At 72.4% G+C, this 23,918-nt stretch carries 28 protein-coding genes; 19 read left to right on the forward strand and 9 right to left on the reverse strand.

Annotation, left to right across the window (positions count from 1 at the left end; genetic code table 11):
* The first annotated feature begins 274 nt into the window (after positions 1-274).
* Entirely contained in the window at positions 275-1,300 is a 1,026-nt protein-coding gene (locus tag AOM00_RS12080) for a TerC family protein (RefSeq protein ID WP_228373496.1), read from the forward strand.
* A gap of 19 nt (positions 1,301-1,319) precedes the next feature.
* On the opposite strand, the gene AOM00_RS12085 is transcribed toward AOM00_RS12080, so the two are convergent.
* Entirely contained in the window at positions 1,320-1,631 is a 312-nt protein-coding gene (locus tag AOM00_RS12085; RefSeq protein ID WP_062518025.1) for a TfoX/Sxy family protein, read from the reverse strand.
* Positions 1,632-1,735: 104 nt separating this feature from the next.
* On the opposite strand from AOM00_RS12085, the gene AOM00_RS12090 reads away from it, so the two are divergent.
* The 3 genes from AOM00_RS12090 (at position 1,736) to AOM00_RS12100 (ending at position 3,669) form a co-directional block, all read left to right on the forward strand.
* Positions 1,736-1,900, forward strand: a complete 165-nt coding sequence (locus tag AOM00_RS12090; protein ID WP_156159159.1) for a hypothetical protein — start codon at positions 1,736-1,738, stop codon at positions 1,898-1,900.
* An 84-nt stretch (positions 1,901-1,984) separates the two neighbouring features.
* Positions 1,985-2,455 carry an SRPBCC family protein gene (locus AOM00_RS12095; RefSeq protein WP_062518027.1) on the forward strand — a complete coding sequence of 157 codons (471 nt, stop codon included), beginning with the start codon at positions 1,985-1,987 and terminating at the stop codon, positions 2,453-2,455.
* Between the two features lie 41 nt (positions 2,456-2,496).
* Positions 2,497-3,669 (forward strand): MalY/PatB family protein, encoded by a 1,173-nt coding sequence (locus AOM00_RS12100; protein WP_062518028.1) that lies wholly within the window; start codon positions 2,497-2,499, stop codon positions 3,667-3,669.
* Here AOM00_RS12100 and AOM00_RS12105 read toward each other — a convergent pair.
* Entirely contained in the window at positions 3,636-4,307 is a 672-nt protein-coding gene (locus tag AOM00_RS12105; protein ID WP_062518029.1) for a class I SAM-dependent methyltransferase, read from the reverse strand. The genes AOM00_RS12100 and AOM00_RS12105 overlap by 34 nt on opposite strands.
* A gap of 80 nt (positions 4,308-4,387) precedes the next feature.
* Between AOM00_RS12105 and AOM00_RS12110 the strand changes: the two genes are divergently transcribed.
* The 5 genes from AOM00_RS12110 (at position 4,388) to AOM00_RS12130 (ending at position 8,351) form a co-directional block, all read left to right on the forward strand.
* On the forward strand, positions 4,388-4,975 hold the full coding sequence (locus AOM00_RS12110; protein WP_062518030.1) for a hypothetical protein: 588 nt from the start codon (positions 4,388-4,390) through the stop codon (positions 4,973-4,975).
* Positions 4,976-5,070: 95 nt separating this feature from the next.
* Entirely contained in the window at positions 5,071-5,586 is a 516-nt protein-coding gene (locus AOM00_RS12115) for a copper chaperone PCu(A)C (RefSeq protein WP_062518031.1), read from the forward strand.
* Complete coding sequence (locus tag AOM00_RS12120) at positions 5,586-6,836, forward strand: Dyp-type peroxidase (protein ID WP_062518032.1); 1,251 nt, start codon at positions 5,586-5,588, stop codon at positions 6,834-6,836. The genes AOM00_RS12115 and AOM00_RS12120 overlap by 1 nt, the downstream gene beginning before the upstream one ends.
* 25 nt (positions 6,837-6,861) lie before the next feature.
* Positions 6,862-7,455 (forward strand): RBBP9/YdeN family alpha/beta hydrolase, encoded by a 594-nt coding sequence (locus tag AOM00_RS12125; RefSeq protein ID WP_082097020.1) that lies wholly within the window; start codon positions 6,862-6,864, stop codon positions 7,453-7,455.
* Positions 7,452-8,351, forward strand: coding sequence for a phosphotransferase (locus AOM00_RS12130; protein ID WP_062518034.1), 900 nt, complete (start codon positions 7,452-7,454; stop codon positions 8,349-8,351). The genes AOM00_RS12125 and AOM00_RS12130 overlap by 4 nt, the downstream gene beginning before the upstream one ends.
* A gap of 3 nt (positions 8,352-8,354) precedes the next feature.
* On the opposite strand, the gene AOM00_RS12135 is transcribed toward AOM00_RS12130, so the two are convergent.
* The gene (locus tag AOM00_RS12135; RefSeq protein WP_062518035.1) at positions 8,355-9,188 is read right to left on the reverse strand and encodes a siderophore-interacting protein; all 834 of its coding nucleotides are present in this window, start codon (positions 9,186-9,188) and stop codon (positions 8,355-8,357) included.
* Between the two features lie 152 nt (positions 9,189-9,340).
* On the opposite strand from AOM00_RS12135, the gene AOM00_RS12140 reads away from it, so the two are divergent.
* From AOM00_RS12140 to AOM00_RS12185, 10 genes are all read left to right on the forward strand, one after another.
* Positions 9,341-9,928 carry a GNAT family N-acetyltransferase gene (locus AOM00_RS12140; RefSeq protein ID WP_169746852.1) on the forward strand — a complete coding sequence of 196 codons (588 nt, stop codon included), beginning with the start codon at positions 9,341-9,343 and terminating at the stop codon, positions 9,926-9,928.
* Between the two features lie 82 nt (positions 9,929-10,010).
* Positions 10,011-10,760, forward strand: coding sequence for a DUF2202 domain-containing protein (locus tag AOM00_RS12145; RefSeq protein ID WP_062518037.1), 750 nt, complete (start codon positions 10,011-10,013; stop codon positions 10,758-10,760).
* A gap of 10 nt (positions 10,761-10,770) precedes the next feature.
* Positions 10,771-11,454 carry a response regulator gene (locus AOM00_RS12150; RefSeq protein WP_062518038.1) on the forward strand — a complete coding sequence of 228 codons (684 nt, stop codon included), beginning with the start codon at positions 10,771-10,773 and terminating at the stop codon, positions 11,452-11,454.
* A complete protein-coding gene (locus tag AOM00_RS12155; RefSeq protein WP_062518039.1) occupies positions 11,451-12,530 on the forward strand; it encodes a sensor histidine kinase in 1,080 nt (359 codons plus the stop codon). Before AOM00_RS12150 ends, AOM00_RS12155 begins: the two co-directional genes overlap by 4 nt.
* 121 nt (positions 12,531-12,651) lie before the next feature.
* On the forward strand, positions 12,652-13,551 hold the full coding sequence (locus AOM00_RS12160; protein WP_062518040.1) for a phosphotransferase: 900 nt from the start codon (positions 12,652-12,654) through the stop codon (positions 13,549-13,551).
* Between the two features lie 77 nt (positions 13,552-13,628).
* Positions 13,629-14,039 carry a DUF6174 domain-containing protein gene (locus AOM00_RS12165; RefSeq protein WP_156159160.1) on the forward strand — a complete coding sequence of 137 codons (411 nt, stop codon included), beginning with the start codon at positions 13,629-13,631 and terminating at the stop codon, positions 14,037-14,039.
* A 51-nt stretch (positions 14,040-14,090) separates the two neighbouring features.
* Positions 14,091-14,570 carry a cation:proton antiporter regulatory subunit gene (locus tag AOM00_RS12170; RefSeq protein WP_062518042.1) on the forward strand — a complete coding sequence of 160 codons (480 nt, stop codon included), beginning with the start codon at positions 14,091-14,093 and terminating at the stop codon, positions 14,568-14,570.
* A gap of 3 nt (positions 14,571-14,573) precedes the next feature.
* Positions 14,574-15,815, forward strand: a complete 1,242-nt coding sequence (locus AOM00_RS12175) for a cation:proton antiporter (protein WP_062518043.1) — start codon at positions 14,574-14,576, stop codon at positions 15,813-15,815.
* A 113-nt stretch (positions 15,816-15,928) separates the two neighbouring features.
* Positions 15,929-17,269 carry an MFS transporter gene (locus AOM00_RS12180; protein ID WP_062518044.1) on the forward strand — a complete coding sequence of 447 codons (1,341 nt, stop codon included), beginning with the start codon at positions 15,929-15,931 and terminating at the stop codon, positions 17,267-17,269.
* A gap of 7 nt (positions 17,270-17,276) precedes the next feature.
* Positions 17,277-17,783 carry a GNAT family N-acetyltransferase gene (locus AOM00_RS12185; protein ID WP_062518045.1) on the forward strand — a complete coding sequence of 169 codons (507 nt, stop codon included), beginning with the start codon at positions 17,277-17,279 and terminating at the stop codon, positions 17,781-17,783.
* Here the strand turns inward: AOM00_RS12185 and AOM00_RS12190 are convergent.
* The 6 genes from AOM00_RS12190 to AOM00_RS12215 all read right to left on the reverse strand — a co-directional run bounded on the left by AOM00_RS12190 (position 17,780) and on the right by AOM00_RS12215 (position 23,877).
* The gene (locus AOM00_RS12190) at positions 17,780-18,490 is read right to left on the reverse strand and encodes a type IV toxin-antitoxin system AbiEi family antitoxin domain-containing protein (RefSeq protein ID WP_062518046.1); all 711 of its coding nucleotides are present in this window, start codon (positions 18,488-18,490) and stop codon (positions 17,780-17,782) included. The two genes, AOM00_RS12185 and AOM00_RS12190, sit on opposite strands and share 4 nt — an antisense overlap.
* A 492-nt stretch (positions 18,491-18,982) precedes the next feature.
* The gene (locus AOM00_RS12195; protein ID WP_156159161.1) at positions 18,983-19,423 is read right to left on the reverse strand and encodes an iron chaperone; all 441 of its coding nucleotides are present in this window, start codon (positions 19,421-19,423) and stop codon (positions 18,983-18,985) included.
* 103 nt (positions 19,424-19,526) lie between these two features.
* Positions 19,527-21,851 carry a 5-methyltetrahydropteroyltriglutamate--homocysteine S-methyltransferase gene (metE, locus tag AOM00_RS12200; RefSeq protein ID WP_062518048.1) on the reverse strand — a complete coding sequence of 775 codons (2,325 nt, stop codon included), beginning with the start codon at positions 21,849-21,851 and terminating at the stop codon, positions 19,527-19,529.
* A gap of 175 nt (positions 21,852-22,026) precedes the next feature.
* On the reverse strand, positions 22,027-22,518 hold the full coding sequence (locus AOM00_RS12205) for a GNAT family N-acetyltransferase (protein ID WP_062518049.1): 492 nt from the start codon (positions 22,516-22,518) through the stop codon (positions 22,027-22,029).
* Positions 22,515-22,949: an OsmC family protein gene (locus AOM00_RS12210; protein ID WP_062518050.1), complete on the reverse strand. Its 435-nt coding sequence runs from the start codon at positions 22,947-22,949 to the stop codon at positions 22,515-22,517. The genes AOM00_RS12205 and AOM00_RS12210 overlap by 4 nt, the downstream gene beginning before the upstream one ends.
* Positions 22,950-22,989: 40 nt before the next feature.
* Complete coding sequence (locus tag AOM00_RS12215; protein ID WP_062518051.1) at positions 22,990-23,877, reverse strand: methylenetetrahydrofolate reductase; 888 nt, start codon at positions 23,875-23,877, stop codon at positions 22,990-22,992.
* Positions 23,878-23,918 lie beyond the last annotated feature (41 nt).

The raw sequence follows: 23,918 nt of genomic DNA on the forward strand, positions 1-23,918 counted from the left end.
GACACCCACAACGGATCCCGCGGCGACACGCCGAGCTGGACACGTTCACATCGCCGCCACGCCGGCGTGTCGGATCCGATTCCGTTGCGACTGTCGGAGAGGGGAGGGGGCGGCGGTGTCGCGATCGGGGAGGCGATCCTCTACCCTTGACCCTCGAGGGGAGTACTTCTCAAGCCCCGTCCCGGTCAGTACGAGATCTTCGTGGATCCTCCCGGGCGGGCGCCGCACCAGCGGCGAAGGAGACCTCAGGACTTCGCCGTACCTGAGGAGACCCATGTCCCCGCTCATGCTCGAGGCCTCGACCTCCGAGACCGCGCTGCACTCGATCGCCACCCCCGGCCTGTGGATCGGCACCATCGCCGCCGTCATCGGCCTGCTGGTGTTCGACTTCATCGTCACGCGCAAGCCGCACGAGGTCTCCTTCAAGGAGGCGCTCGGGTGGACCGCCTTCTACATCGCCATCCCGCTCGCCTTCGGCGGCTGGGTGTGGGCCACGCACGGCTCGGACGTGGGGGTGAAGTACTACACCGGCTACATCGTCGAGAAGTCGCTGTCCGTCGACAACCTCTTCGTGTTCATCCTCATCCTCAGCGCGTTCGCGGTGCCGCGGATGCTGCAGCAGCGCGTGCTGCTGTTCGGCGTCGCCGGCGCGATCGTGCTGCGCGGCCTCTTCATCGCGCTCGGCGCGGGCCTCATCGCGACCTTCGACTGGACGTTCCTGCTGTTCGGCGCCATCCTGCTCGCGACCGCGGTCAAGGTGTTCCGCGACGCGCTCAGCCACGAGGACGAGTCCGTGGACCCCGAGCAGATGCGCATCGTCAAGCTGCTGAGCCGCTTCTTCCCCGTGACCGGCGAGTACGAGGGCACCAAGGCCACCGTGATCCGGGGCGGCCGCCGCGCGCTCACCCCGCTCGCGCTCGTGATGGCGGCGATCATCTTCACCGACATCGTGTTCGCGGTCGACTCGGTGCCCGCCGTCTACGGCATCACCGCGGACCCGTACCTGGTCTTCGCCACCAACGCCTTCGCGCTGCTGGGGCTGCGCGCGCTGTACTTCGTGCTCGAGGGCGCGCTGTCCAAGCTGGTCCACCTCGGATACGGGCTGTCCGTGATCCTCGGCTTCATCGGCGTCAAGCTGGTCCTGCACTGGGCGCACGGCGTGTGGTCCGGCGTGCCGACCATCCCCACGCTCGTCTCGCTCGTGGTGATCGTGGGCGTGCTCGCGATCACCACCGTGACGAGCCTGCGCGCGTCCCGGAAGGCCGAGCTCGCGGCCGCCGTGGACGCCGGCGGCCGCTGAGGTCCCGCGCAGGGTCCCGTCAGCGGGCCCTGCGCGGCTTCGGCGGCGGAAGCGCATCGGCCGTGGCCCGCACGAGCGCCTGGAACCGCTCGGCATCCGCGATCACGGCGTCGTCCGCGATCCGGTAGGGCTTCGCGCCCGGATACGGCGGTCCCTCCGCGAGACCGTCGGATGCAGCGGTCGGCTTGAGGAAGACCGTGTCGTCGCAGATCAGCGCGACCACCTTCTCGTCGCAGTAGAGCGCATGCTCGCCGAACATCGCCCGTGCCCGCACGGGGAGGGGCTCGAGCTGCTCGAGCAGGTGGTCGACGGTCGCGCGCGAGGTGCTCACGCGGCCACGCTACGCCCGGCCGGGAAGGATACGCGGCCCGTAGCGTTGGCATGCATGGAGGTGCTCACATGGCACGACGTGCGGAGGAAGGCAAGGGAGCGGGCATGAGGCGCAGGTTCGGACGATGGCTGTTCATGGCGATCGCGATCCCGGTGGCGGCCGCGCTGCTCGGACGGGTCGCCGACGAGGTCGAGGCCCGCCGCGGCGAGGGATCCAAGGTCGCGAAGGGCCTGAGGATGGGCAAGGGGATCCTCCGGCCGGGCGCCTGAATCGCTCCGTTTGACGGGTATGCTCCCGACTACCAGGCTGATGACGTGAAGGGTCGGATTCCTGGTCGAGCTCAGGAGCGTGGCATGGACATCTCTGTCGAGGCGCCCGCGGAGCCCGCCGTGCTCGTCGCGACGGCCCGGCTCCCCTTCCCCGTCGCGCGGGTGTGGACCGCGGTCACCGAACCGCTCTACATCCAGCAGTGGTTCGCACCGCATGGCTACATGAACAGGTCCGTCGACATGGACGTGTCCCCGGGCGGGCATTGGCGCCTGGCCCAGGTGGACCCCGAGGGCAACTCGTTCACGTTCTACGGCCGCTACGACAAGGTCGAGCGCGAGGCGCGCGTGTCCTTCTCGCTCGTCTCCGAGCTGTTCCCCGACGTCCTCACGTGGATCCGGGTCGAGATGGCGGGCGCCACCGTGGGCACCATGCTGAAGGTGAGCCACCTGTTCCCGACGGACTACCACCGCACGGCCTACCTCAACCTGGGCGGCCTCGCGCGCCTCCGGGAGCCGCTCGAACGCCTCGAGACGATGCTCCGCTCGATGTCCTGACGCACCTGTCGGCACGCACGGCGCTCGGTTAGGCTCGCGCCATGACCGCGGATCCCTTCATCGTCCCGCTCGAGCGACTGCGCACGCGGACCTCCGCCAAGTGGACGCACTTCGATCCCGACGTCCTCCCGCTGTGGGTCGCGGAGATGGACGTCGACCTCGCGCCGCCCATCCAGGAGGCGCTGCAGCGCGCGGTCGCGGACGGCGACATGGGCTATCCCACACCCGGGCCCTACATCGAGGCCTTCATCGACTTCGCCAAGGCGCGCTGGACGTGGAACGGCCTCGACCCCGCACGCGTCACGCCGGTCCAGAGCGTCATCATGGGCTATGTCGACGCCCTGCTCGAGGTGACGGACCCCGGCTCCGAGATCCTGGTCAACTCCCCGGTGTACCCGCCGTTCTTCAGCTACCTGGTCCAGGCCGGACGCGTGGTCCGCGAGGCGCCCCTGGGCGCCGACCTGCGGCTCGACCTCGAGGCGATCGACCGTGCGATGGCGGAGGCGACCGCGGGCGGCCGCCGCGCCGGCTACCTCCTGTGCAACCCCCACAACCCCGGCGGCTCGGTCCACACGCGCGCCGAGCTCGAGGGGGTCGCGGAGCTGTCCCGTCGCCACGGCGTGCCGGTGGTGTCCGACGAGATCCACGCGCCGATCGTGTACGCGCCGCACGAGTTCACCCCGTACCTCGACGTGGACCCCACGGGGATGGCGCTCCACGCCGCGTCGAAGGCCTGGAACCTCGCCTCGATCCCGTCGGCGCTGCTGGTCGGCGGCCCCGAGTCGACAGGCTTCGACACCTACCTCCGCGGCAAGCACCACGGGCCGTCCCATCTGGGCGTGATCGCGCAGACGGCGGCCTACCGCGAGGGCGGCGAGTGGCTCGCGGGCATGCTCGCGGGGCTCGACCGCAACCGCCTGCTGGTGCGCGACCTGCTGGAGGAGCACGCTCCGGCGGTGCGCTACACGGTGCCCGAGGGCACCTACCTCACCTGGCTCGACTTCGGGACGATGCTGGGCGAGGTCCCGTCGCATGCGCTCATGACGCATGGGCGGCTCGCGCTCAACATCGGCACCGACTTCGGCACGGGCGGCGCGGGGCACGCGCGCATGAACATCGCGACGTCGCCGGCGATCCTCGAGGAGGCCGTCCGCCGGATCGCCCACACGCTCGCAGCGGCTCAGGCGGAGGGCGCCTCCCAGGTCAGCGTGTAGCGCCACATCAGCTCGCGCGTGTACACGGCGCCCGGCAGCAGCCGCTCCGCGGCCCTCCGCACGTCGCGGAAGCTGTGCGGGGCGGGCCAGACGCACTCGCAGCCGTGGTCCCAGTACCCGCGGAACAGGCGGTGGAACTTGTCGATGAAGGTCGCCCACACGTCGCGCGGCAGGTCCTTGGGCCAGTTCGGCGTCGCCATCCCGACCACGATGAGCCGCCCGCCCGGGGCGACCAGGTCGCGCAGGCGCGTGAGCCCGTCCTCGAGATCGAGGTGGTGGAGCACCGCCGAGGCGCTCACCACGTCGTACGTCCCGAGGGTCTCGGCGAGCACGTCGCCCACGCGGTACGTGATGGAAGGCGACGTCAGCGGCACCTCCTCGGTCGAGTCGAGCAGCTCGACCGTGTGCCCCTGCGCCCGCGCCCGACCGATCGCGACCGGGTCGGCATCGATCGCGGTGACCTCGAGACCGCGCTCCGCGAGCCTGCGCGCGAGGTAGCCCTCGCCGCAGCCGACGTCGAGCGCGGTGCGCGCCGTCTCGGGCAGGTCCGCCACGAGCGGCTGCATGTAGTGGATGTTGTAGTTCCAGCGCTGGTGGTCGGGACGCTCCTTCGCGTCCTGAGGCGTCGTCTCGCTCATGACGCACCATCATCCCCCACGCCACGGAAGGTCCCCGACGGGGCGGGACCTCGGTCCCAGCCCGTGCGAGAATCGTGCGCGTGAACCAGGGAGTGTCGAGGCTGGGACGGGCCGCGGGCGCCGCCGTGCTGTCGACGTTCTCCGCGCTCGCGCTCCACATGCTCGCGGGCGGGGACGCGCCCGCGATGCTCGCCGTGCTCGCGCCGCTGGGCGCGTCGTTCGCCGTCGCGACACAGCTCGCCGGCCGCCCGCTGGGCCGGTGGCGGCTCGCCGTGGTGGTCGCCGCGAGCCAGGCCGCGCTCCACACCACGTTCTCGCTCGGCGCAGCCGACGGCTCGGGAGCGGTCGGCCATGCGGGGCACGATGCGGCTGCCCTCGCGGGCACGCTCGACGGCACCGGGCTCCACGCGCACGCCGCGATGCCGCTCGCGCACGCCGTCGCCGGCGCGGTGACCTACGTGGGCATCCGCGCCGCGAGCATCATCCTCGCGTCCGCCTCGCGCATCGTCGCGGTCGCGCTCGACGCCCTGGTCGCGACGCTGCGGCTGGGTCCCGTCCCCGTCCCCACGCCCGCGGCCCGCCTCGCACCCGCGCACCGTGCTCCCTTCGCGGCGCTCTCGCTCGCGCTCGCCGTCCCCTCGGGACGTGCCCCTCCCGTGACCGCCTGAACCTCGACACCCGCGGGCCGCGCCCGCACCCCTTCAGGCACACCCGCGCCGACGCGTGCCCCTGCACGCGCGCGCACCACCATCACAGGAGAGTCATGAACACCCGTCCCCGCGTCCTCGCCGCCGCCGTCACGCTGGCCGCCGCCGCCTCCCTCGCCGGCTGCGCCTCCGATGCGTCATCCGCCGCCGGCACGCTCGAGATCACCGACCCTTGGGTCAAGACCGCCGCGCCCGAGGACATGATGTCCGCGGCCTTCGGCACGCTCACCAACGGCTCCGACGAGGACATCACCGTGGTGTCCGCGACGTCCGCGGCCTCACCCGAGATCCAGCTCCACAACGTCGTCGACGGCGCCATGGTCGAGCAGGACGGCCTCACGGTCCCCGCGGGCGGATCGCTCACGCTCGAGCCCGGCGGCTACCACCTCATGCTCATGAGCATCCCCGAGGCGATCGTCGCGGGCGACGAGGTCGACTTCACGCTCGAGCTGTCCGACGGGGAGACCGTCACCTTCACCGCGACCGCGAAGGACTTCGACGGCGCGAACGAGGACTACGACCAGGAGGGCTCGATGGACATGGGCTCCTCGATGGAGCCCTCGGAGGGCTGATGCCCGCCGACCGCACCGGCCTCAGCCGGCGGCGGCTCCTCCTCGGAGGGGCCGCCGCCGGCGCGGGCGTCGCGATCACGCTGGGCGCCGAGCGCACCGGGCTCCTCCCGGGCTCCGCGCCCGGCGCCTCGGCCGACGCGTCCGGCATCAACGGCGCGCGCATCGTGCCGTTCCACGGCGCACGCCAGGCCGGCGTCACCTCCACCCCGGGCGCGCACGCCACCTACCTGGCCTTCGACCTGCTCCCCGAGACCGACCGGGACCGCCTCGCGGCCTGGCTGAGGCTGCTCACGGACGATGCCGCGCGCCTCACCCAGGGCCACGGCGCGCTCGCGGATCTCGAGGCGGAGCTCGCGGCGCGGCCCGCGGGCCTCACCGCCACGTTCGGGCTGGGACGCGAGGCCGTGGTCCGCGCGGGCGCGACGGCGCCCGCATGGCTCGGCCCGCTCCCCGCCTTCCCTCAGATCGACGCCCTCGAGGACCGCTGGTCCGGGGGCGACGCGGTGGTGCTGCTCCACGGAGACGACCCGACCTCGATCGCCCATCTCGCGCGCATGATCGTGCGGGACTCGCGTTCGTTCGCGACGCTCCGGTGGCGCCAGAGCGGATTCCGCCGCGCGTACGGCACCGACCCGTCCGGCACCACGATGCGCAACCTCTTCGGGCAGGTGGACGGCTCGACCACCCCGCAGCCTGGCGACGAGGCCTTCGACCGTGCGGTGTGGGCGGGGGACGAGGCCCCCGCGTGGCTGCGCGGCGGCACGTCGCTGGTCCTGCGCCGCATCGCGATGGACCTCGAGGGCTGGGACGAGGTGGGCCGCGAGGGCCGCGAGGCCTCCGTGGGACGCCGGCTGTCCGACGGCGCGCCGCTCACGGGCGGCGGCGAGCACGATGCGATCGACCTCGACGCGACCGGACCGAACGGCTTCACCGTCATCAACCCGGCCGCGCACTCGGCCCGCGCGCATGTGAGCGACCCCGGCCAGGGCATCGTGCGCATCGGCTTCAGCTACGACGACCCCGTCGAGGAGGGCGCGCTCGACTCGCAGGGCCGTCCCGCCGTGTCGAACGTGGGCCTGCTGTTCGGCTCGTGGCAGCGGGACGTCGCGGCGCAGTACATGCCGATGCAGGAGCGGCTCGCGCAGGCGGACCTGCTCAACACGTGGACCACGCCCATCGGCTCGGGCGTGTGGGCGATCCCGCCGGGCTGCGAGGAGGGCGGCTTCGTCGGGGAGGGGCTGTTCGCCTGAACCGGGCTCGTGGGACCATGCCGGGGTGACCGATCGCGTCCTGCTTCTCCATGGCTACCAGCACACTCGTCCACGCGGGCACTGGATGCGGTGGCTCGCGGAGGAGCTGCGGCGGCGCCGCGTGCCCGTGCAGTACCCGCAGCTACCCGCACCGGCCGCGCCCATGCCCGACCAGTGGCGGGACGTCGCGCTCGCGGAGCTCGAGATGCTCGCGGAGGGCGACGGGGAGCGCGTGGTGATCGCGCACTCGCTCGGCACGGTGCTGTGGCGCCACCTCGAGGCCGCGGGCACCGCACCGCGCGTGGACCGCGTGCTGCTGGTCGCCCCTCCCGGCATGACGCCGCCCCCTCCGGGGCTCGAGGCCTGGGCCTTCGCCGAGCAGGCCGCGCCGGCATGGCGGTCGCCGGCGACGATGCTCGCGCGCGAGGTCGACCCCTACCGACCCGAGCCGCTCGGGCAGGTGGCGGACGGCTGGGCGCTGCCCGGCATCGTCCTGCCGGGGACCGGCCACCTCAACCCGGACGACGGCCATGGGCCCTGGGAGGCGGTGCTGGACTGGGCGCTCACCGGCGACGCCCGGTGGCGGCTCGGGGAGGGCGCCCGTAGCCTCGACGCATGAGCACAGCGTCGTGGTCAGCCCCTCCCGCGGACATCTCCGTCACCCCTGACACGGCGCACGCGCTGCTCGCGCGCGACCATCCGGATCTCGCGTCGCTCCCGCTCGGGCCCGTCTACGAGGGATGGGACAACGTCACCATCCGTCTGGGCGAGCATCTCGCGGTCCGCGTCCCGCGGCGCGCGCGCGCCGCGCAGCTGATCGAGCGCGAGCACGTGTGGCTGCCGCGCCTCGCGCCCGCGTGGGGCTTCCGTGCGCCGGTGCCGGAGCGGCTCGGCGCCCCCTCCGCCGAGGTCCCGTGGGCCTGGGCCGTGGTCCCGTGGATCCCCGGCGATCCCGCCTACGCCGCGCCGTTGTCGGCACGCGGCGCCCTCGCGCTCGGTCGTGCCCTCGCGACGCTCCACGCCCCGGCCCCGCCCGAGGCGCCCCGCAACCCGTTCCGGTCGACGACGCTCGCGGAGCGGGCCGAACGGTTCGACGACCGCGTCGCCCGCCTCCTCGAGCGCGGTCTTGCGCTCGACGACGCGCTCGCCCGCGAGCAGTTCGAGCTGGGGGCCTCGCAGCGGCGCCCCCTCGAGACGTGGTGCCACCTCGATCTGCACGGCGCGAACGTGCTGAGCGACCGGGGACGCCTGGGCGGCATCCTCGACTGGGGCGACCTGGGCGTCGCGGACCCCGCGACGGACCTTGGCCAGGCGTGGTGCCTGGTCGGCTCCTCGCGCATGCGCGACCTGCTGCGCGGCTACGACGATGCGGTCACACCGCTCGACGAGTCCGCGATGCTCCGCATCCGCGCGGAGGCGCTCGCCTACGCGGTGACGCTCGCCGCGCTCGACGAGCAGCCGTACGCGGACGCCGGGACGCGCGCGCTCGCCGACCTCGACGTGCTGACGGGCTGAGGCCTACGCACCCATCTTCTGGAGGAAGGGCTCGAGCTCGACCCAGTTCTCCTCATCGGAGCGGTCGTCGCGCCACAGCGCCATGTACTCCGCCTTGGTCGCCTCGGAGGCCTCGTTCCACACGCGGATCGCGTGCTCGAGGTCCTTGTGCCAGTAGCCGACGATCCGGAAGTGCGTGATCGGGAGGCGGAGCTCGCGTCGCAGCATGGTGCGGATCGCGCGCGAGTCCTTGGCCTCGCATGCGACCCAGATGTAGGCGCCGGCGGCGGGGTCCAGATGGGTGTCCGTGAGCTCGAGGAGCGCGTCCTTGAGCTGCGACGGGCGGCGGCCGTTGCCTCCGAGGCGCCAGTCGACGGTCACCGTCGCCGCGGTCGGGAGGTCCCTCGCATCGGCCATGTCGCCCAGCTCGCACACCACGTGGAAGACCTCGTCCGGGCCGGCCTCCGCGAGGATGCGCGCGATCGCGGGCAGCGCGGTCGCATCGCCGACGAGCACCCGCACGCCCGCGCCATCCGGCACCCCGTAGTAGCCCTTCGAGTCCGAGACCTCGGTGCGGTCGCCCGGCTGCACGGTGCGCGCCCACGTCGCGCCGGGGCCGTCGCCGTGGATGAAGATCTCCATCTCGAAGCCGCCGTCGACGTGCCCGCTCACCGTGTAGTGGCGGGCGCTGTGGCCGTCCGCGTCGTCCGTCTCCGCGCCCACCTCGAGGTGCACGCACTCGTCCGGGGTGCCGTCGGAGACCCATGCGGTGGGATCGTCGAGCATCAGGCGCACGCGCATCATGTGCGGCGTGACCACCTCGCTCGCGGTCACCGTGGCGGCGTGGATGGTCTCCATGAGGCTCCGTTCGTGGGGGGCGGTGGATCCTTCGGCAAGGTGAGGCTCACCTACCTTGCGTCAGTGTAGACCACATCCGCAACAGGCATGTTGCCTAATTCTGCGCGCGCCGCACCCGGCATAGCGGGGTTATGCACCGCTAGTGTGTGGCCGTGGCCTTCGCTCCGCTCGAAACCGGAAGACTCGTGCTCCGTCCCTTCTCCGAGGAGGACGCCGAGGATTTCGCCGCGCGCCGCTCCGATCCGGAGACCGCGATGTATCAGGCCTGGCGCGTGCCGTACTCGGTCGAGAAGGCGCTCGCCGTGATCCGGGAGAGCGAGCACCACGAGGGCCCCGTCCCGGGCCACTGGTTCCAGCTCGACGTCCAACGCCGCGCGGACGGCCGCACGGTGGGCGACGTCGCGGTGTACCTCCACGAGCACGGGCACACCGCAGAGATCGGCTACACGCTGCACAGCTGGGCCCGCCGCAAGGGCTACGCCACCGAGGCGGCGTCCGCGCTCATCGACCACCTGGTCGACGTCACGGGCGTGCACCGCATCGAGGCCGCGACTCACCCCGACAACGAGCGCTCCATCGCGGTGCTCACGCGCCTGGGCTTCCGGCCGGAGGGCATCAAGCGTGAGGCCTTCTGGGTCGAGGAAGAGGTCTCGGACGATGCGCTGTTCGGCCTCCTCGCGCGCGAGTGGCGGGCGCAGCGGGCGACGGCCGCCGCCGCCGAGGCGGGCTCGCCCGCCTAGCTTCACGGAATCTTCACGCGCGCGCCTCCCGACGCTTCATGCGCACGCGATGGACTGGGGTCATCGACGGAAGGAGACCCCGATGACCACCACCTGGAGGACCACCGCGTGGGCCGTCGCCGCGGGCGCCGCGCTCATCGCGATCCCGGCCGGCGCGGCGTGGGCCGCGTCGAGCGGCGACGCCGACGACCCGGACGACGGCTACGGCATGGGCATGGGCGGAGCGCGCATGGGCGGCATGATGCGCGGCTGGGACGACGACGACGCCGGCTATCGAGGCGGGTACCGGGACGGCGGCTGCCTCATGGATGGCCTCGCGGACGATGCGGAGGCCACGGAGGCGGATGCCGCGTCCCTTGCCGCCATGGCCGAGGAGGAGCGCATGGCGGGCGACCTCTACGACGAGCTCGCGGACGCCTGGGGCCTGCGCACGTTCGACATGATCGCCCACGCCGAGGACATGCACCTGAGCGCCGTGGCCGGGCTCATGGAGTCCTACGGGCTCGACGACCCGACCGACGGCGCCGAGGCAGGCGTCTACGAGGACGCCGACCTGCAGTCGCTCTACGACGACCTCCTCGCCCAAGGAACCGCCTCCGAGACCGGCGCGCTGACCGTGGGAGCGCTCGTCGAGGAGACGGACATCGCGGATCTGCGCGCGCAGGACGTCGACTCCGACGCGGTCGCCGCGCTGTACGACCGCCTCGAGCACGCGAGCGAGCATCACCTCACCGCGTTCGTGCGCGCGCTCGACGCCGACGGCGGCGCCTACGAGGCCACGGTCCTCGACCCCGCGGAGGTCGCCGAGATCACCGGCGTCCCCGCTCCCTAGGATTGCTGGCGTGGGAGCCCGCACCGTGCTGGTGGTCGACGACGAGCAGAGCATCCGCGAGCTCGTCGGCGGCTACCTGCGCCGCGACGGCTTCGAGGTGGTCGAGGCGGGCTCGGGCGAGCAGGCCCTCGCGGCGCTCGCCGCCTCCCGCATCGACCTCGTGATCCTCGACGTGCGGCTGCCCGGCATCGACGGGATGGAGACCCTGCGCCGCGTGCGGCGCACCTCCTCCGTACCGGTCCTGCTGCTCACGGCGCGCGCCGAGGAGGCCGACCGCATCGTGGGCCTCGAGCTCGGCGCCGACGACTACGTCACCAAGCCCTTCAGCCCGCGCGAGGTGGTCGCGCGCGTGCGGGCGATCCTGCGGCGCGGGGACCCGACGTCCGCGGACGAGCGCATGGTGATCGGGGAGCTCCGGATCGACGCCGCCGCGCACGAGGTCACGGTCGGCGGCGAGCCCGCGGTGCTCACCGCGCTCGAGTTCGACCTGCTCGGGGCGCTCGCCACGGCGCCGGGACGGGTGTTCACGCGACGCCAGCTCATCGAGCGTGTGTGGGGATGGGACTTCTACGGCGACGAGCGCATCGTCGACGTGCACATCCGCAAGCTCCGCCGCGCGCTCGGCGACCCGGCCGAGGACCCCCGCCTGATCCTCACGGTGCGCGGGGTGGGCTACAAGCTGGCGGGCTCATGAGCACCCTGCGCGGCCGGCTGCTCGCGTCGCACCTCGCGGTCGCGGCGGCGGGGGTGCTGGTGCTCCTCGTGGTCGGCGCCACCGTCGGCGGCGTCGCCTACCAGCGCCGCATGGGGACGATGCACGGCGCGATGATGCGCGCCGACTCGGCTCAGCAGGCGCTCGCCGATGCGCTTCCGCTCGCGCTCGGCTGGGGCGCGGCCGCGGGCATCGTCGCCGCCGCGATCGCAGCCCTCTGGGTCTCGCGGCGCATCGCGGGCCCGCTCGCCGAGGTCCAGGAGGCGACGCGTGCGATCGCCGCGGGCGACTACTCGCGCCGGGTGCCGCGTGCGCCGGAGGCGGAGCTCGCGGCCGTCGCGGAGGACATCAACGCGCTCGCCGCGCGGCTGGGCGACGCGGAGGAGCGCCGCGCGCAGCTGATCGACGAGGTCGCGCATGAGATGCGGACGCCGCTCACCACCATCGGCGGCACCATGGAGGGCCTGCTCGACGGGGTGATCGAGGCCGGACCCGAGGCGTACGAGCGGGTCGCGGCGGAGGCCTCGCGGCTCGGCAGGCTCGCAGAGGACCTGTCGACGCTGTCCCGCGCGGAGGAGAGCACGCTCGCGCTCGACCTCGCGCCTACCGATCTTGCCCGGCTCGCCGCCGACGCCGCGCATCGGCTGCACCCGCAGTTCGAGCACCTCGGGGTCGCGCTCGATGTCGAGGCGCCCGCGCCCGTGCCGGTGGACGCGGATGCCGACCGCATCATCCAGGTGCTCGTCAACCTCTTGGGGAACGCGCTCGCGCACAGCGACCAGGGCGGCCGCGTCGTCGTGCGTGCCGCGGCGACGGACGGGACGGCGCACGCCACCGTGATCGATGAGGGCGCGGGGATCGCTCCCGAGGAGCTCGCGCGCGTGTTCGAGCGCTTCTACCGCGGCGCGGACGCGGGCTCGCGTTCCGGCCGCGGCATCGGGCTCACCATCGCACGGTCCCTGGCCCGCGCGCACGGGGGCGACGTGACGGCAGCCTCCGAGGGGCCGGGTCGGGGCGCATCGTTCACGCTGACGCTCCCCGTGGGCCGGCCGCGTTGAACCCTCGGGCTGCGCGCGCCATACCGCGAACAGACGGGCAAAAGCCACGTTCCCGGCACGCGCCCGCGTGATCTGTGGCGGATCTCACACCGCACCTGCGAACTTCGCTAGGGTGGCGCCCATGCTCCCGAGCTCGCGCATCGCCCGGCCGGTCACGGTCGACGACGATCAGGTGCGCGCGCTCATCGACGACCAGTTCCCCCACCTGGCAGACCAGGAGGTCGGTCGGCGCTACACGCACGAGGACCACATCGCGGTGCGCATCGGCGACCATCACGGCGCCCTTTTCCCGCGCTTCGCGCTCGACGATCCCCTGTTCGCGCGTTCGGCGGGCATCCTCGCGCCCCACCTCCCGCGCTTCAGCTTCCCCGTGAGCGCCCCGATCGACACGGGCCGCCCGGGGCATGGCTTCCCGTACCACTGGACGCTCGTGCGGTGGGTCTCGGCATCGACCGCGGCCTTCGTGCCGCTGCACGCGAGCTCCGCGCGCTCGCTCGGCGCCGCGATCCGCCAGATCCACACCCCGGCGCCCGCCGACGCGCCGACCAACCCCGCGACCGCGCCCGGGCTCGCGAGCCTGCTGAGCGAGTGGGACCGGCTGCTCGTCTTCGCCTCGCTGCGCGGCGCGCCGGAGAACCGGGTGCTCGACGTCGAGTCGGTCGACTCGCTGTTCCGCGTGGGCGCCGTCGCCCCCGTCGACATCCCGCAGACGTGGACGCACGGACGGCTCGAGCCCCGCTCGATCCAGTCGGACCGCGGACAGTTCGCGGGGATCCTCATCTGGCACCGCTTCGGCGCGGGGGACCCCGCCGCGGACCTGGGCGGCGCCGCCACCGTGATCCCGCTCGACATGCGCGACGAGCTGTACGCGGGCTACGGCGAGGTCAGCACCGCGACCGCCTGGCGCGCGCAGGCGTACCAGCTCTACGCCGCGCTCACCCACATCGAGCTCGACGACCCGTTCCTGGCCCGCATGGCCTGGGAACGCCTCATCGAGCTGGGCCTCGCGCACGAGGCCTAGGGACGATGCGCGGGCGCGGCTGGGCGGGGATCGCAGCGGTCGTGCTCGTGGCAGGCGGCTGCGCTGCGCCAGGGTCCGTGCCCGCGTCGCCCCCGCCCTCGCCGACGGCAGCGACGACGCAGACGACCGCTGACGGGGGCCGACCCTGGTCCGAGCCCGACGACTACACGTACGAGGCGACCATCAGCGTGTTCGGGCCCACCGCGGGCACCTGGCGGATCACGGTCCTCGATCGAGAGGTCGCGTCCGCCGAGCCGCTCGACGACATCGCCGAGTACTACGCGAGCGACTACCTCCCCCTTCCCGAGGAGTTCCCGACTCTGACCGGGCTCATCGAGCATTACAACCTCGTCATGACCGGCGATCCTCACATCGCGGTCCTCGAGCGCAGCACCGACGGCACTCCGCGGCGCCTCGAGCTGGACCCCGACAAGGACACCTACGACGACGAGTACGCGGTCGAGGTCCACCGCGTCGAGGTCGGGTGACCCGTCCGCCGACGTAGCCGGTTGCCCCTCGTACGTGGGACAGTTAGCCCCATGGACATCTTCGAGACCCCGCTCCCCGGAGTCGGCGTCCGTTACGAGTTCACGGCCGAGGGCGGCGACCACGTCGGCGTGGTCGTGCGTCGCGACGGCAAGCGCGACATCGCGCTGTACGACCGCGACGACCCCGACTCGTGCCGCGGCACCGTCGAGCTGTCCGAAGGCGATGCCGGCAAGATGGCCGAGCTCCTGGGCGGATCCAACATCATCGCGCGGCTCGAGGACCTGAGGCACACCATCGTCGGACTCGCGATCGAATGGGTGACCATGCCCGCCGCCGGCGGCCTCGTCGGCCGACCGCTCGCCGAGGGGCGCATCCGCACCGAGACGTCCGCGTCCGTCGTCGCGGTGATCCGCGGCGACCAGGGCATCCCCGGGATCGAGCCCTCCTTCATCTTCGAGCCGGGCGACGTGGTCCTGGTGATGGGATCCGACGAGGCCGTCGACCGCGCGGCCGCGATCCTCACGGGCTGAGCGATGCTCGCCGCGACCGCTCCCCTGCCGGGACTGCGAGTCGAGCTGGCGAGCGCCCACGCGGAGACCTCGACCGTCCTCATCGAGCTGGGGCTCGTCTTCATCGTCCTCGCACTGCTCGGACGCCTCGCCAACCGCATCGGCATCCCGTCGATCCCGCTGTACCTGCTCGCGGGACTGATCATGGGCGAGGGCGGGTTCATCCCGATCGATGCCGGTGAGGAGTTCCTGTCGATCGGCGCGCAGATCGGCGTGGTGCTGCTCCTGCTGCTGCTGGGCCTGGAGTACTCGCCCGACGACCTCAAGGTGGGCATGCGGACCACCTGGCAGGCGGGGATCGTCGACCTGGTGCTCAACGCTGTCCCCGGCTTCGTGGTCGCGCAGCTGCTCGGATGGTCGGTCCAGGCCTCGATCATCCTCGCGGGCGTCACCTACATCTCGAGCTCGGGCATCATCGCGCGGCTCCTCGACGACTTCGACCGCGTCGCGAACCGTGAGACCCCGGTGATCCTGAGCCTGCTGGTGATGGAGGACATCGCCATGGCGGTGTTCCTGCCGCTGCTCGCGGTGATGCTCGCCGGTGCGACGTTCCTGCAGGGAGCGTTCGCCGCAGGCGTCGCGATCGCGATCGTGGCCGTCGCCTTCCTGCTCGCCGTGCGCTTCTCCCGGCATGTCTCCGCCGTGGTCCACTCGCATTCGCGCGAGCTGCTGCTGCTGGGCGTGCTGGGCCTCGCGTTCCTGGTCGCCGGCCTCGCCGAGGCCGTGCAGGTCTCCGCCGCGGTCGGCGCGTTCCTCCTGGGTCTCACGCTGTCGGGCAACGTCGCCGACCAGATCCGCGGCCTCATGCCTCCCTTGCGCGACGTGTTCGGCGGGATCTTCTTCGTGTTCTTCGGCATCGGCATCGATCCGCGCGACCTGGGCCCGGTCATCGTCCCCGCGCTCATCCTGGCCGTGGTCACGGCGGTCACCAAGGCGGGGACCGGGGTGTGGGCAGCCCGGCGCGCGGGCATCGGCCCCAAGGGCCAGTGGCGCACGGCGATGTCCCTCATCCCTCGCGGCGAGTTCTCGATCGTCATCGCGGGGCTGGGCGTCGCGGCCGGCGCGCAGCCGCTGCTGGGACCGCTCGCAGCCGCCTACGTCCTCACGCTCGCGGTGGCCGGCTCGATCCTCATGCGCTTCGCCGACAGGATCCCCTCGCCGCTCAAGGCACCCGTCCGCGGCAACGGTTCCCGTGTGAGACGATGAGCCGTCGTCCCCGCTGCGGCCATGCCCCGGGGACGATGCGCCGGCCACGTCGCGCAGTTGGCGTGGCTTCCGCGCGAGGACGCGCGAGATCTCAGGTCTTGTGAGGTTCCGTCATGCTCTCTCCCTATCGAGGCATCCTCGCGCTGCCCGGCGCGCGCGCGTTCACCGCGTGGGGCCTGGTCGCGCGCATCCAGATGGGGCTCACCGGTCTCGCGACGTTCCTCCTGGTACAGATCGAGTACGGGCGATACGAGTACGGCGGGCTGGTGCTCGCGACCACGGCGCTGTCCTATGCGGCCATCTCACCGCAGGTGGGCAAGCTCATCGACGCCTACGGGCAGTCGCGCGTGCTGCGGATCGGCTTCGCGATCGCGATCGCCGGGCGTCTCGCCCTCATCGCTGCCGCGCTCACGCACCAGCCGCTCTGGGTGCTGCTGCTGTGCACGCCGCTGTTCGCGGCCGGGGGCACGCAGTCGACGCACACGCGAGCCCGTTGGACGCACATCGTCCCCGACAAGGACGCCCTCAACACCGCCTTCTCGCTCGAGTCGTCGCTCGAGGAGGTCCTGTTCATCGCGGGCCCCGCGCTCGCCACCGTCCTGGCCACCCAGGTCGCGTCGTGGGTGCCCAGCGCGATCGCCGTGGCGACGCTCGCCATCGGCGGGTACGCGTTCCTGTCCCTCACCGCGACCGAGCCGCCCGCGCGCCGGGCCGATGCGCGTCGCTTCCAGGCCGAGCACGAGCATTCGACGGCGCTGGTGATCGACGGCACGCTCGAGCGCGTCGGCCTCCCGCCGCGACCCCGCAGGCTCAAGCGCTACCGTGGCGCGCTGCGCGGCCATCTGCTGGTCACCACCCCGGCACTCGTGGTCACGACGGCGATCTTTGCGACGCAGGGCGCGATGTTCGCGTCCGTCGACGCGGCCACCGTCGCGTTCGCGGAGGATCTGGGGCAGAAGGACAAGGCCGGCCTGGTGCTCGCCGTGTGGGCCGTCGGCTCGCTCGTCGGCGGCCTGGCGTACGGCTCGCGCGTGTGGGCGCGCACCCTCGCGTCGCGTCTGCTGTGGGGCGTCACCATCACCGGCGTCGGCGCGGTGTCCTTCATGCTCGCGCCGAACCTGCTGGTGCTGGGCCTGCTGATGTTCCTCACGGGTCTCGCGATCGCGCCGACCATGGCGGTCGGCGACGGCGTCACGCATGCGCTGGTCCCGCGCTCGCGGCTGACCGAGGGCATGACGTGGACGCGTACCGGCATGGACCTTGGCGTCGCGGCGGGCGCATGGCTCGCGGGCGCTGTCATCGACCGCGCCGGCTACTCGGCGGGCTTCCAGGTCACGGCCTGCGCCGGTGCCGCGGGCGTGGTGATCGCGCTGCTGTCCTGGCGCTACCTGCGCGACCGGCGCGCCTACGAGGAGGAGGTGTCGCGTGATGCCCCGCTCCCCGTGGCCGCATAATGGCGCCGTGATCAGAGACGTCGACCCCGCCCGTGATGCCGCGCGCATCGCCGAGATCTACGCGCACTATGTGCGGCACGACACCGCGACCTTCGAGATCGACCCCGTTTCGGGCGACGAGATGTGGGCGCGGATCGAGAAGATCCGCGGCAGGGGTCTGCCCTACCTGGTGATCGAGGACGAGGGTCGCGTGGTGGGCTACGCGTATGCCGGCCCGTACCGTGAGCGGGTCGCGTACCGGCACACGCTCGAGGCGTCGATCTACCTGGACGCGGACGTACGGCGGGGTGGCGTGGGCACGGCGCTCTACACGGAGCTCCTCGAGCGGCTGCGCGCGCTGCGCGACTCGGAGCATGCGCCCGTCCACTCGGTGATCGGGGGCATCGCGCTCCCTCATCCCGCCTCGGTCGCGCTGCACGAGAAGCTCGGGTTCCGCCATGTCGGGACCATCCCGGAGGCGGGCCTCAAGTTCGACCGTTGGATCGACGTCGGCTTCTGGCAGCTGATCCTCTAGGGCCTGCGACGCGGCTCGCGGAACCCTCCGGCGCGCTCCACCGCGTCGAGACGACGCTGGCGCCACGCGAGGGCTCGCAGCTCCCGGGGGTCGACGCCAGGCACGAGCCTGCTCGCCGCGCGGAGGGCCAGTCCACGGTCTCCCGCGCGGGTGGGGCTGTGCAGCAGGTCGAGCACCGTCTGCGCCGGCGATGTCACGCGGAGCTCGCAGAGCTCGCCCGCGATGGTGTCGATCCCGAGGCCTCCCTCGCTCGCGAACGGGAAGCGCCACGGCACCGTCCTTCGGCATTCATCGGGGTCCCGCTGATGGAAGCGCACCGTCGCGCCGAGCACGGGGAACGCGAGATCCCGCGTCTGCGACGGCACCGTGACGTGCACCTGGCCGTCGAGGCTCGGCACCACCCTGTGGAGATACGCGGCGGACAGCGCGCTCACGTGAGGGAGCGCGCGTCCGAACCGCGCGGCGGCCGCGAGCCATGCCGCCTCGACGGGGTCGGGCAACCACCCCCAGGCGGCGTGGCGGGGGACGGCGATGTGCTTGCCCCTCGCGATGGTGACCACCAGGCCGTCCTCCGCCGCGAGGCGCAGCCACCGCTGCGGCGTGTCGATGGCGCGCGCCACATCGGCGGTGACGAAGTAGGGGAACGCGACGGGCACCGCCGCATCCGCGTCGAGCAGCTCGCTCCACCGGTCCCGCCCACCATGCATCGCGCACCTCCGCACGCCGCCGCCGGGCGCCCACGGACAATCTGCGCTGTCGCGGGAGCCACGTGATGCGGGCACCGGGGTCGTTGGGGACGGCTGCGCGGGCGCGAGCGCCGGGGACATCCGCTACCGAGCCGCGGCGGGCAGCTGCCCGCGGTCGCGCCTCGTACGCACGAGGGAGCGAGCGCCCCGACGCTCGTCACCCCACGCTCGCGCCTCGTATGCGCGAGGCAACAGGTGGCGCCACCCTCGTCACCCCTCGCTCGCGCCTCTCATGCACGAGGGCACGGGTGGCGCCGGACGCGTGGGCACCTGCGCCCGCGCGCGAGCACGCGCGATGGCCCTGCGCGCGCCCGCTTGTGCATACGAGGCGCGAGCACGCGCCACCCCTTCACCGCTGCGCGGCGGTTCGCGCGTGAAAGGTGCGAGCACGCGCCACCCCTTCACCCCTGCGCGCCCGTTCGCGCATGAAAGGTGCGCGCAGCAGCCAGCCGGTCAGGAGGCGGCGCGAGCGATGAGGTCAGCGATCTGCTTCTCCTCGTCCGCGCCGATCGCGAGGACCGCGAGCGACGTGGCCCAGAGCGCACCGTCGTCGAGAGCGGCCGCGTCCTCGAACCCCAGCGTCGCGTAGCGCGACTTGAACTTGCCCGCCGGCTTGAAGAAGCACACCACCTTGCCGTCCTTGGTGTAGGCCGGCATCCCGTACCAGGTCCGCGCCGCGAGCTCGGGAGCCACCTCGCCGACGATCCGGTGGACCGCCTCGGCGAGGGCGCGGTCGTCGTCGGGCATCTCGGCGATCTTGTCGAGCACGTCCTGGAGGTCCGCCGCCTCCTTGTCGGCCGCCTTCGCACGCTTGGCCTGGGCGCGGCGCTCGGCCGCGGTCTCCTTCATGGCTGCACGCTCGTCGGCGGAGAAGCCCTGCCCGTCATCGTTCATAGGACCGATGGTGCCACTCGCAGCCACGCGGCGGAACCTCCACGCGGAGACGCACCGACGGCCCGGCCCCTCCAGGGACCGGGCCGTCGGATGCGGCGCGAGGTCAGCCGCGCACGGCGGCCGTCGCCGCCATCATGTGCTCGAGGGACGCGGTGGTCTCCGCATACGCACGGGTCTTGAGGCCGCAGTCCGGGTTGACCCAGAGCTGCTTGCCGGGGATCGAGTCCTTGGCCAGCGCGAGCAGCTCGGTGATCTCCTCGGTCGACGGCACGCGCGGCGAGTGGATGTCCCAGACGCCGGGGCCGATCTGGCGCTCGTAGCCGTGCTGCTGGATCGCCGGCAGCACCTCCATGCGCGAGCGCGCGGCCTCGATCGAGGTGACGTCGGCGTTGAGACCGTCGATCGCGTCGATGATCTCGCCGAACTCCGAGTAGCACAGGTGCGTGTGGACCTGCGTGTCGTCCTGCGCGCCCGACGTCGCGAGGCGGAACGAGTTCACCGACCACTCCAGGTACGCCGCCTGGTCCTTCTTCTTGAGCGGCAGGAGCTCGCGCAGAGCGGGCTCGTCGACCTGGATGATGCCGATGCCGGCCGCCTCGAGGTCGCGGATCTCGTCCCGGAGCGCGAGCGCGACCTGGTTGGCGGTCACGCCCAGCGGCTGGTCGTCGCGCACGAACGACCACGCGAGGATGGTGACCGGGCCCGTGAGCATGCCCTTCATGGGCTTCTCCGTGAGCGACTGCGCATAGGCGGTCCATGCGACCGTCATCGGAGCCGGACGCGTGACATCGCCCCACAGGATCGACGGTCGCGTGCAACGCGAGCCGTACGACTGCACCCAGCCGTTGACCGTGACGTCGAAGCCGTCGAGCAGCTCGGCGAAGTACTGGACCATGTCGTTGCGCTCGGCCTCGCCGTGCACCAGGACGTCCAGCCCCAGGTCCTCCTGAAGCTTCACGACGCGCGCGATCTCGGCCTTCATGGCCTCCTCGTACGCCGCATCGTCGATCTGCCCCTTGGCCCACGCGGCACGCGCCTTGCGGATGTCCTGCGTCTGCGGGAACGAGCCGATGGTGGTGGTCGCGAGCTCGGGAAGCGCGAAGCGCGCATCCTGAGCCGCGGCGCGCACGGAGTACGCGGGGCGGTCGAGGTCGCCGGGCGTCACGGCCGCGAGCGCGGCACGGACATCGGCCTTGTTGGTGCCCGGGTGCGCCTTGCGCGACGCGAGCGCGGCACGCGTCGCGGCGAACGCCTCGGCCGCCGCCTCCTCGCCCTCGGCGCGCGCCGTCGCGAGCGTCACCACCTCGGCGACCTTCTGGTCGGCGAAGGCGAGCCACGACAGCAGCTCGGCACCCAGGTGCTCCTCGCCCTCGAGCGTGTGAGGCACGTGGAACAGCGACGTCGAGCTCGACACGGCGACCGTGGCGCCGAGCGCCTCGATCTCCTTCGCCTTGCGCAGCGCGGCATCGAGGTCGGTGCGCCAGATGTTGTGGCCGTCGACCACACCGGCGACCACGGTGAGACCCGCGAGGTCGGTACCCGACGGCACGGAGCCGCGCACCAGGTCGAGCCCGATCGCCTCGACGCCCGAGTCCTTGAGGACCGGGAGCGCCTCGTCGAGCGAGTTGTACGGCGCGGCCACGAACAGCGCGGGTCGGTTCGCGAGCGTCGCGAGCGAGCCGTAGACCGTCGCGGCGTTGGCGAGGACCTCATCGCGCGGGGCGTCGATGTCGGCGACCAGGATCGGCTCGTCGATCTGGACCCACGGCGCACCGGCGGCCTTGAAGGCCTCGAGCAGGTTGCCGTAGACCTCGAGCACGTCCGCGAGCCGCTCGATCGGGCGGAAGCCCTCGGGCGCCTCGTCGCTCGCCTTCGCGAGGTAGAGGAACGTCAGCGGGCCCGTGATGACGGGCCGCGTCACGTAGCCGGCCTCCTTGGCCTCGAGGAACTCGTCGACCCAGCGGTTGCTGGACAGCGCGAGCTCGGTCTCCGGGCCGATCTCGGGCACCAGGTAGTGGTAGTTCGAGTCGAACCACTTGGTCATCTCGAGCGGCGCCTTGTCGCCCACGCCACGCGCGATGGTGGAGTAGCCGGCGAGGTCGACGCTGCCGTCGGCGGCACGCAGGTCCGCGAAGCGCGTGGGCACCGCGCCGAGCGTGACCGCGGCGTCGAGCACGTGGTCGTAGAACGAGAAGTTGCTCGGGATGGAGGCATCGTCCTTGCCCAGGCCCAGCGATGCGAGGTGGTCGAGGTTCGCGAGGCGCAGCTGCTTGGCCGCGGCCTCGAGCTCGGAGGCGCTGGTCGCGCCCTTCCAGAAGGACTCGAGCGCCTTCTTCAGCTCTCGCATTCGGCCGATGCGCGGGTAACCCAGGATGGTGCCGCCGGGGAAGGCGGGCGCAGGGACGCGGACGGAGTTCTGCTCAGTCATGGTTCCTCATAGAGGCTTGGTGCGCGGCGGGCTCGCCATTGCGCTTGGTCGACGCGGATCACGCCGAGTTGCGCCGATAGGTTACCCCGCGACGACGGTGTCCGCTAGGGCTTCTGTCCAAGTTCTGGACCAAGCGTCCCACTTGGTGGACGCGTGTCGAGCAAGATGGCGTCCGTCAGGCGTCGCGCATCTCCACGACCGGGATGGTCGCGCCGGTGCGGCTCACCCGCTCTCCGCGCGACGTGATCTCCATGCCGAGCCCCTGGTAGAGCGCGATGTTGCCGTGCTCGGCGGCCCGCACCGTGCAGGTGAGGCCCGCGAGGCCCGCGGCAAGCGCATCGTCCCGGAGCGCCCGGACCAGGGCCTTCGCGTGGCCGTGCCCACGTGCGGCGGGATCCACGCCGAGACGGCCGAAGTAGCGGTAGCCGTCCGGGGTCGCGTGGTGCTTGGCGACCGCGACGATGCGCCCATCCGACCGCACGACCGCGAGCCGCGTCCCGCCGGCCAGCTCCTCGCGCAGCGTCGCGGGCGTCTCGAGCATGACGCCGGCCGTCTCGCCCTTCGCGGTGAACTCGTCGAAGGCGCGATGCAGGACCGCCATGGCCTCGGCTGCAGCGTCGGCTGCGGCGTCGAGATCGATCTCGCGGACCCCGGAAGGCGCGGTCACTCCGCGGCGCGCGCCTGCTCGAGCACCACGGGCACGCCGGCCTCGATGGTGCGCGACACGGTGCAGGACTTCTCATGCGAGGAGCGGAGCGCGGCGCCGATGCGCTTGCGGGCGGCATCGCCCTCCTCGGTGGCGGGGAAGGCGAGATCGAAGAGCACGCGGATGTCCTCGAGGATGTTCGCGCCGTCCTCGGTGACGTACTCGGCGGAGGCCGTGACGTCGAAGCGCTCGGGCTCGGCGCGGCGCGACGTCATGACGTCGACGTCGATGGCCGAGCAGCCGGCGATCGCCGCGAGCAGCAGCTCGACAGGCGAGAGGAGCCCCTCGCCGCGGCCGAAGCGCAGGGTGTCGCCGTTCGCGTTGGTCGCGACGTACACGCGCTCGGACTCACGGGACAGCTGGACGGTGCGGGGCGAGGAGCTACGGGTCATGCAGAGATGGTCGCACGGCACGACCGCGTCGGCGGACGCCTCAGTCGCGCACGAGCCCCATGGCCTCGACCAGCTCGAGCGCCGCGCGATGCTGGTTGAAGGTGATGATGTGGATGCCGGGCGCGCCCGCGTCGAGCAGGTCGCGCGACAGCCGCGCAGCGAAGTCGACCCCCGCGGCCCTCGCCGCGTCCTCGTCGGCCGCGGACTCGAGCGCGGAGAACAGGGCGGACGGGATGCGCACCTCGGTGAGCTGCTCGGCACGGATCGCGCGACGCTCGCTCACGAGCGGCATGATCTCCGGGATCACCGGGATGGTGATGCCCTGGGCACGTGCGTCCTCGACCAGGCGCGTGTACTGATGCGCACGGTAGAACACCTGGGTGATGGCGAAGTCGGCGCCGGCATCCTGCTTGGCGCGGAGGACATCGAGCCCCATCTGCCGGAACTGGGGAACCATGTGCTGCGCAGGGAAGGCCGTCACGCCGACGCTGACGTCGTCGAGCCCATGTGCGTGGGCGACCTCGCGCAGCAGCACCACCAGGTCCGAGGCGTAGAGCAGCCCGTCGGGATGCGGGCGCCAGTCGGTCTGCCCCTGCGGCGGGTCGCCCCGGAGCGCGAGGAAGTCGCGCACGCCGTCTGCGAGGTACTCCTCGATCACCTCGACGAGCTCGGCGCGCGACTGGTCGACGCACGTGAGGTGCGCCAGCGGCGGGACGGTGTGCTCCTCGGCCAGGCGGTGGACCACTCCGCGGGACGTCCCGCGCGTCGAGCCTGAGGCGCCGTACGTGATCGACATGAAGTCGGGCCGGGTCGCCGCCAGCATGCGCATCGTATCCTCGAGGGTCGACTCGGCGGCAGGCGAGCGCGGCGGGAACAGCTCGTACGAGAGCGTCGGCCGCGGCAGGGCGAGGAGGTCACGGATGGTCATGGCGCGCTCACGATACCCGTGACCTTGGTCCGGTTCCATAC

It is taken from the genome of Demequina gelatinilytica (assembly GCF_000971115.1).
Taxonomy (GTDB): domain Bacteria; phylum Actinomycetota; class Actinomycetes; order Actinomycetales; family Demequinaceae; genus Demequina; species Demequina gelatinilytica.

What these genes read in the sequence shown, in the direction of transcription:
- AOM00_RS12090 (WP_156159159.1), top strand. Translation starts at nt 1,736, where the DNA reads ATGAGGCGCAGGTTCGGACGATGGCTGTTCATGGCGATCGCGATCCCG.
- AOM00_RS12115 (WP_062518031.1), top strand. Translation starts at nt 5,071, where the DNA reads ATGAACACCCGTCCCCGCGTCCTCGCCGCCGCCGTCACGCTGGCCGCC.
- AOM00_RS12190 (WP_062518046.1), bottom strand. Translation starts at nt 18,490, where the DNA reads ATGCATGGTGGGCGGGACCGGTGGAGCGAGCTGCTCGACGCGGATGCG.
- AOM00_RS12180 (WP_062518044.1), top strand. Translation starts at nt 15,929, where the DNA reads ATGCTCTCTCCCTATCGAGGCATCCTCGCGCTGCCCGGCGCGCGCGCG.
- AOM00_RS12130 (WP_062518034.1), top strand. Translation starts at nt 7,452, where the DNA reads ATGAGCACAGCGTCGTGGTCAGCCCCTCCCGCGGACATCTCCGTCACC.
- AOM00_RS12095 (WP_062518027.1), top strand. Translation starts at nt 1,985, where the DNA reads ATGGACATCTCTGTCGAGGCGCCCGCGGAGCCCGCCGTGCTCGTCGCG.
- AOM00_RS12135 (WP_062518035.1), bottom strand. Translation starts at nt 9,188, where the DNA reads ATGGAGACCATCCACGCCGCCACGGTGACCGCGAGCGAGGTGGTCACG.
- AOM00_RS12120 (WP_062518032.1), top strand. Translation starts at nt 5,586, where the DNA reads ATGCCCGCCGACCGCACCGGCCTCAGCCGGCGGCGGCTCCTCCTCGGA.
- AOM00_RS12155 (WP_062518039.1), top strand. Translation starts at nt 11,451, where the DNA reads ATGAGCACCCTGCGCGGCCGGCTGCTCGCGTCGCACCTCGCGGTCGCG.
- AOM00_RS12160 (WP_062518040.1), top strand. Translation starts at nt 12,652, where the DNA reads ATGCTCCCGAGCTCGCGCATCGCCCGGCCGGTCACGGTCGACGACGAT.
- AOM00_RS12210 (WP_062518050.1), bottom strand. Translation starts at nt 22,949, where the DNA reads ATGACCCGTAGCTCCTCGCCCCGCACCGTCCAGCTGTCCCGTGAGTCC.
- AOM00_RS12170 (WP_062518042.1), top strand. Translation starts at nt 14,091, where the DNA reads ATGGACATCTTCGAGACCCCGCTCCCCGGAGTCGGCGTCCGTTACGAG.
- AOM00_RS12105 (WP_062518029.1), bottom strand. Translation starts at nt 4,307, where the DNA reads ATGAGCGAGACGACGCCTCAGGACGCGAAGGAGCGTCCCGACCACCAG.
- AOM00_RS12195 (WP_156159161.1), bottom strand. Translation starts at nt 19,423, where the DNA reads ATGAACGATGACGGGCAGGGCTTCTCCGCCGACGAGCGTGCAGCCATG.
- AOM00_RS12215 (WP_062518051.1), bottom strand. Translation starts at nt 23,877, where the DNA reads ATGACCATCCGTGACCTCCTCGCCCTGCCGCGGCCGACGCTCTCGTAC.
- AOM00_RS12145 (WP_062518037.1), top strand. Translation starts at nt 10,011, where the DNA reads ATGACCACCACCTGGAGGACCACCGCGTGGGCCGTCGCCGCGGGCGCC.
- AOM00_RS12100 (WP_062518028.1), top strand. Translation starts at nt 2,497, where the DNA reads ATGACCGCGGATCCCTTCATCGTCCCGCTCGAGCGACTGCGCACGCGG.
- metE (WP_062518048.1), bottom strand. Translation starts at nt 21,851, where the DNA reads ATGACTGAGCAGAACTCCGTCCGCGTCCCTGCGCCCGCCTTCCCCGGC.
- AOM00_RS12080 (WP_228373496.1), top strand. Translation starts at nt 275, where the DNA reads ATGTCCCCGCTCATGCTCGAGGCCTCGACCTCCGAGACCGCGCTGCAC.
- AOM00_RS12175 (WP_062518043.1), top strand. Translation starts at nt 14,574, where the DNA reads ATGCTCGCCGCGACCGCTCCCCTGCCGGGACTGCGAGTCGAGCTGGCG.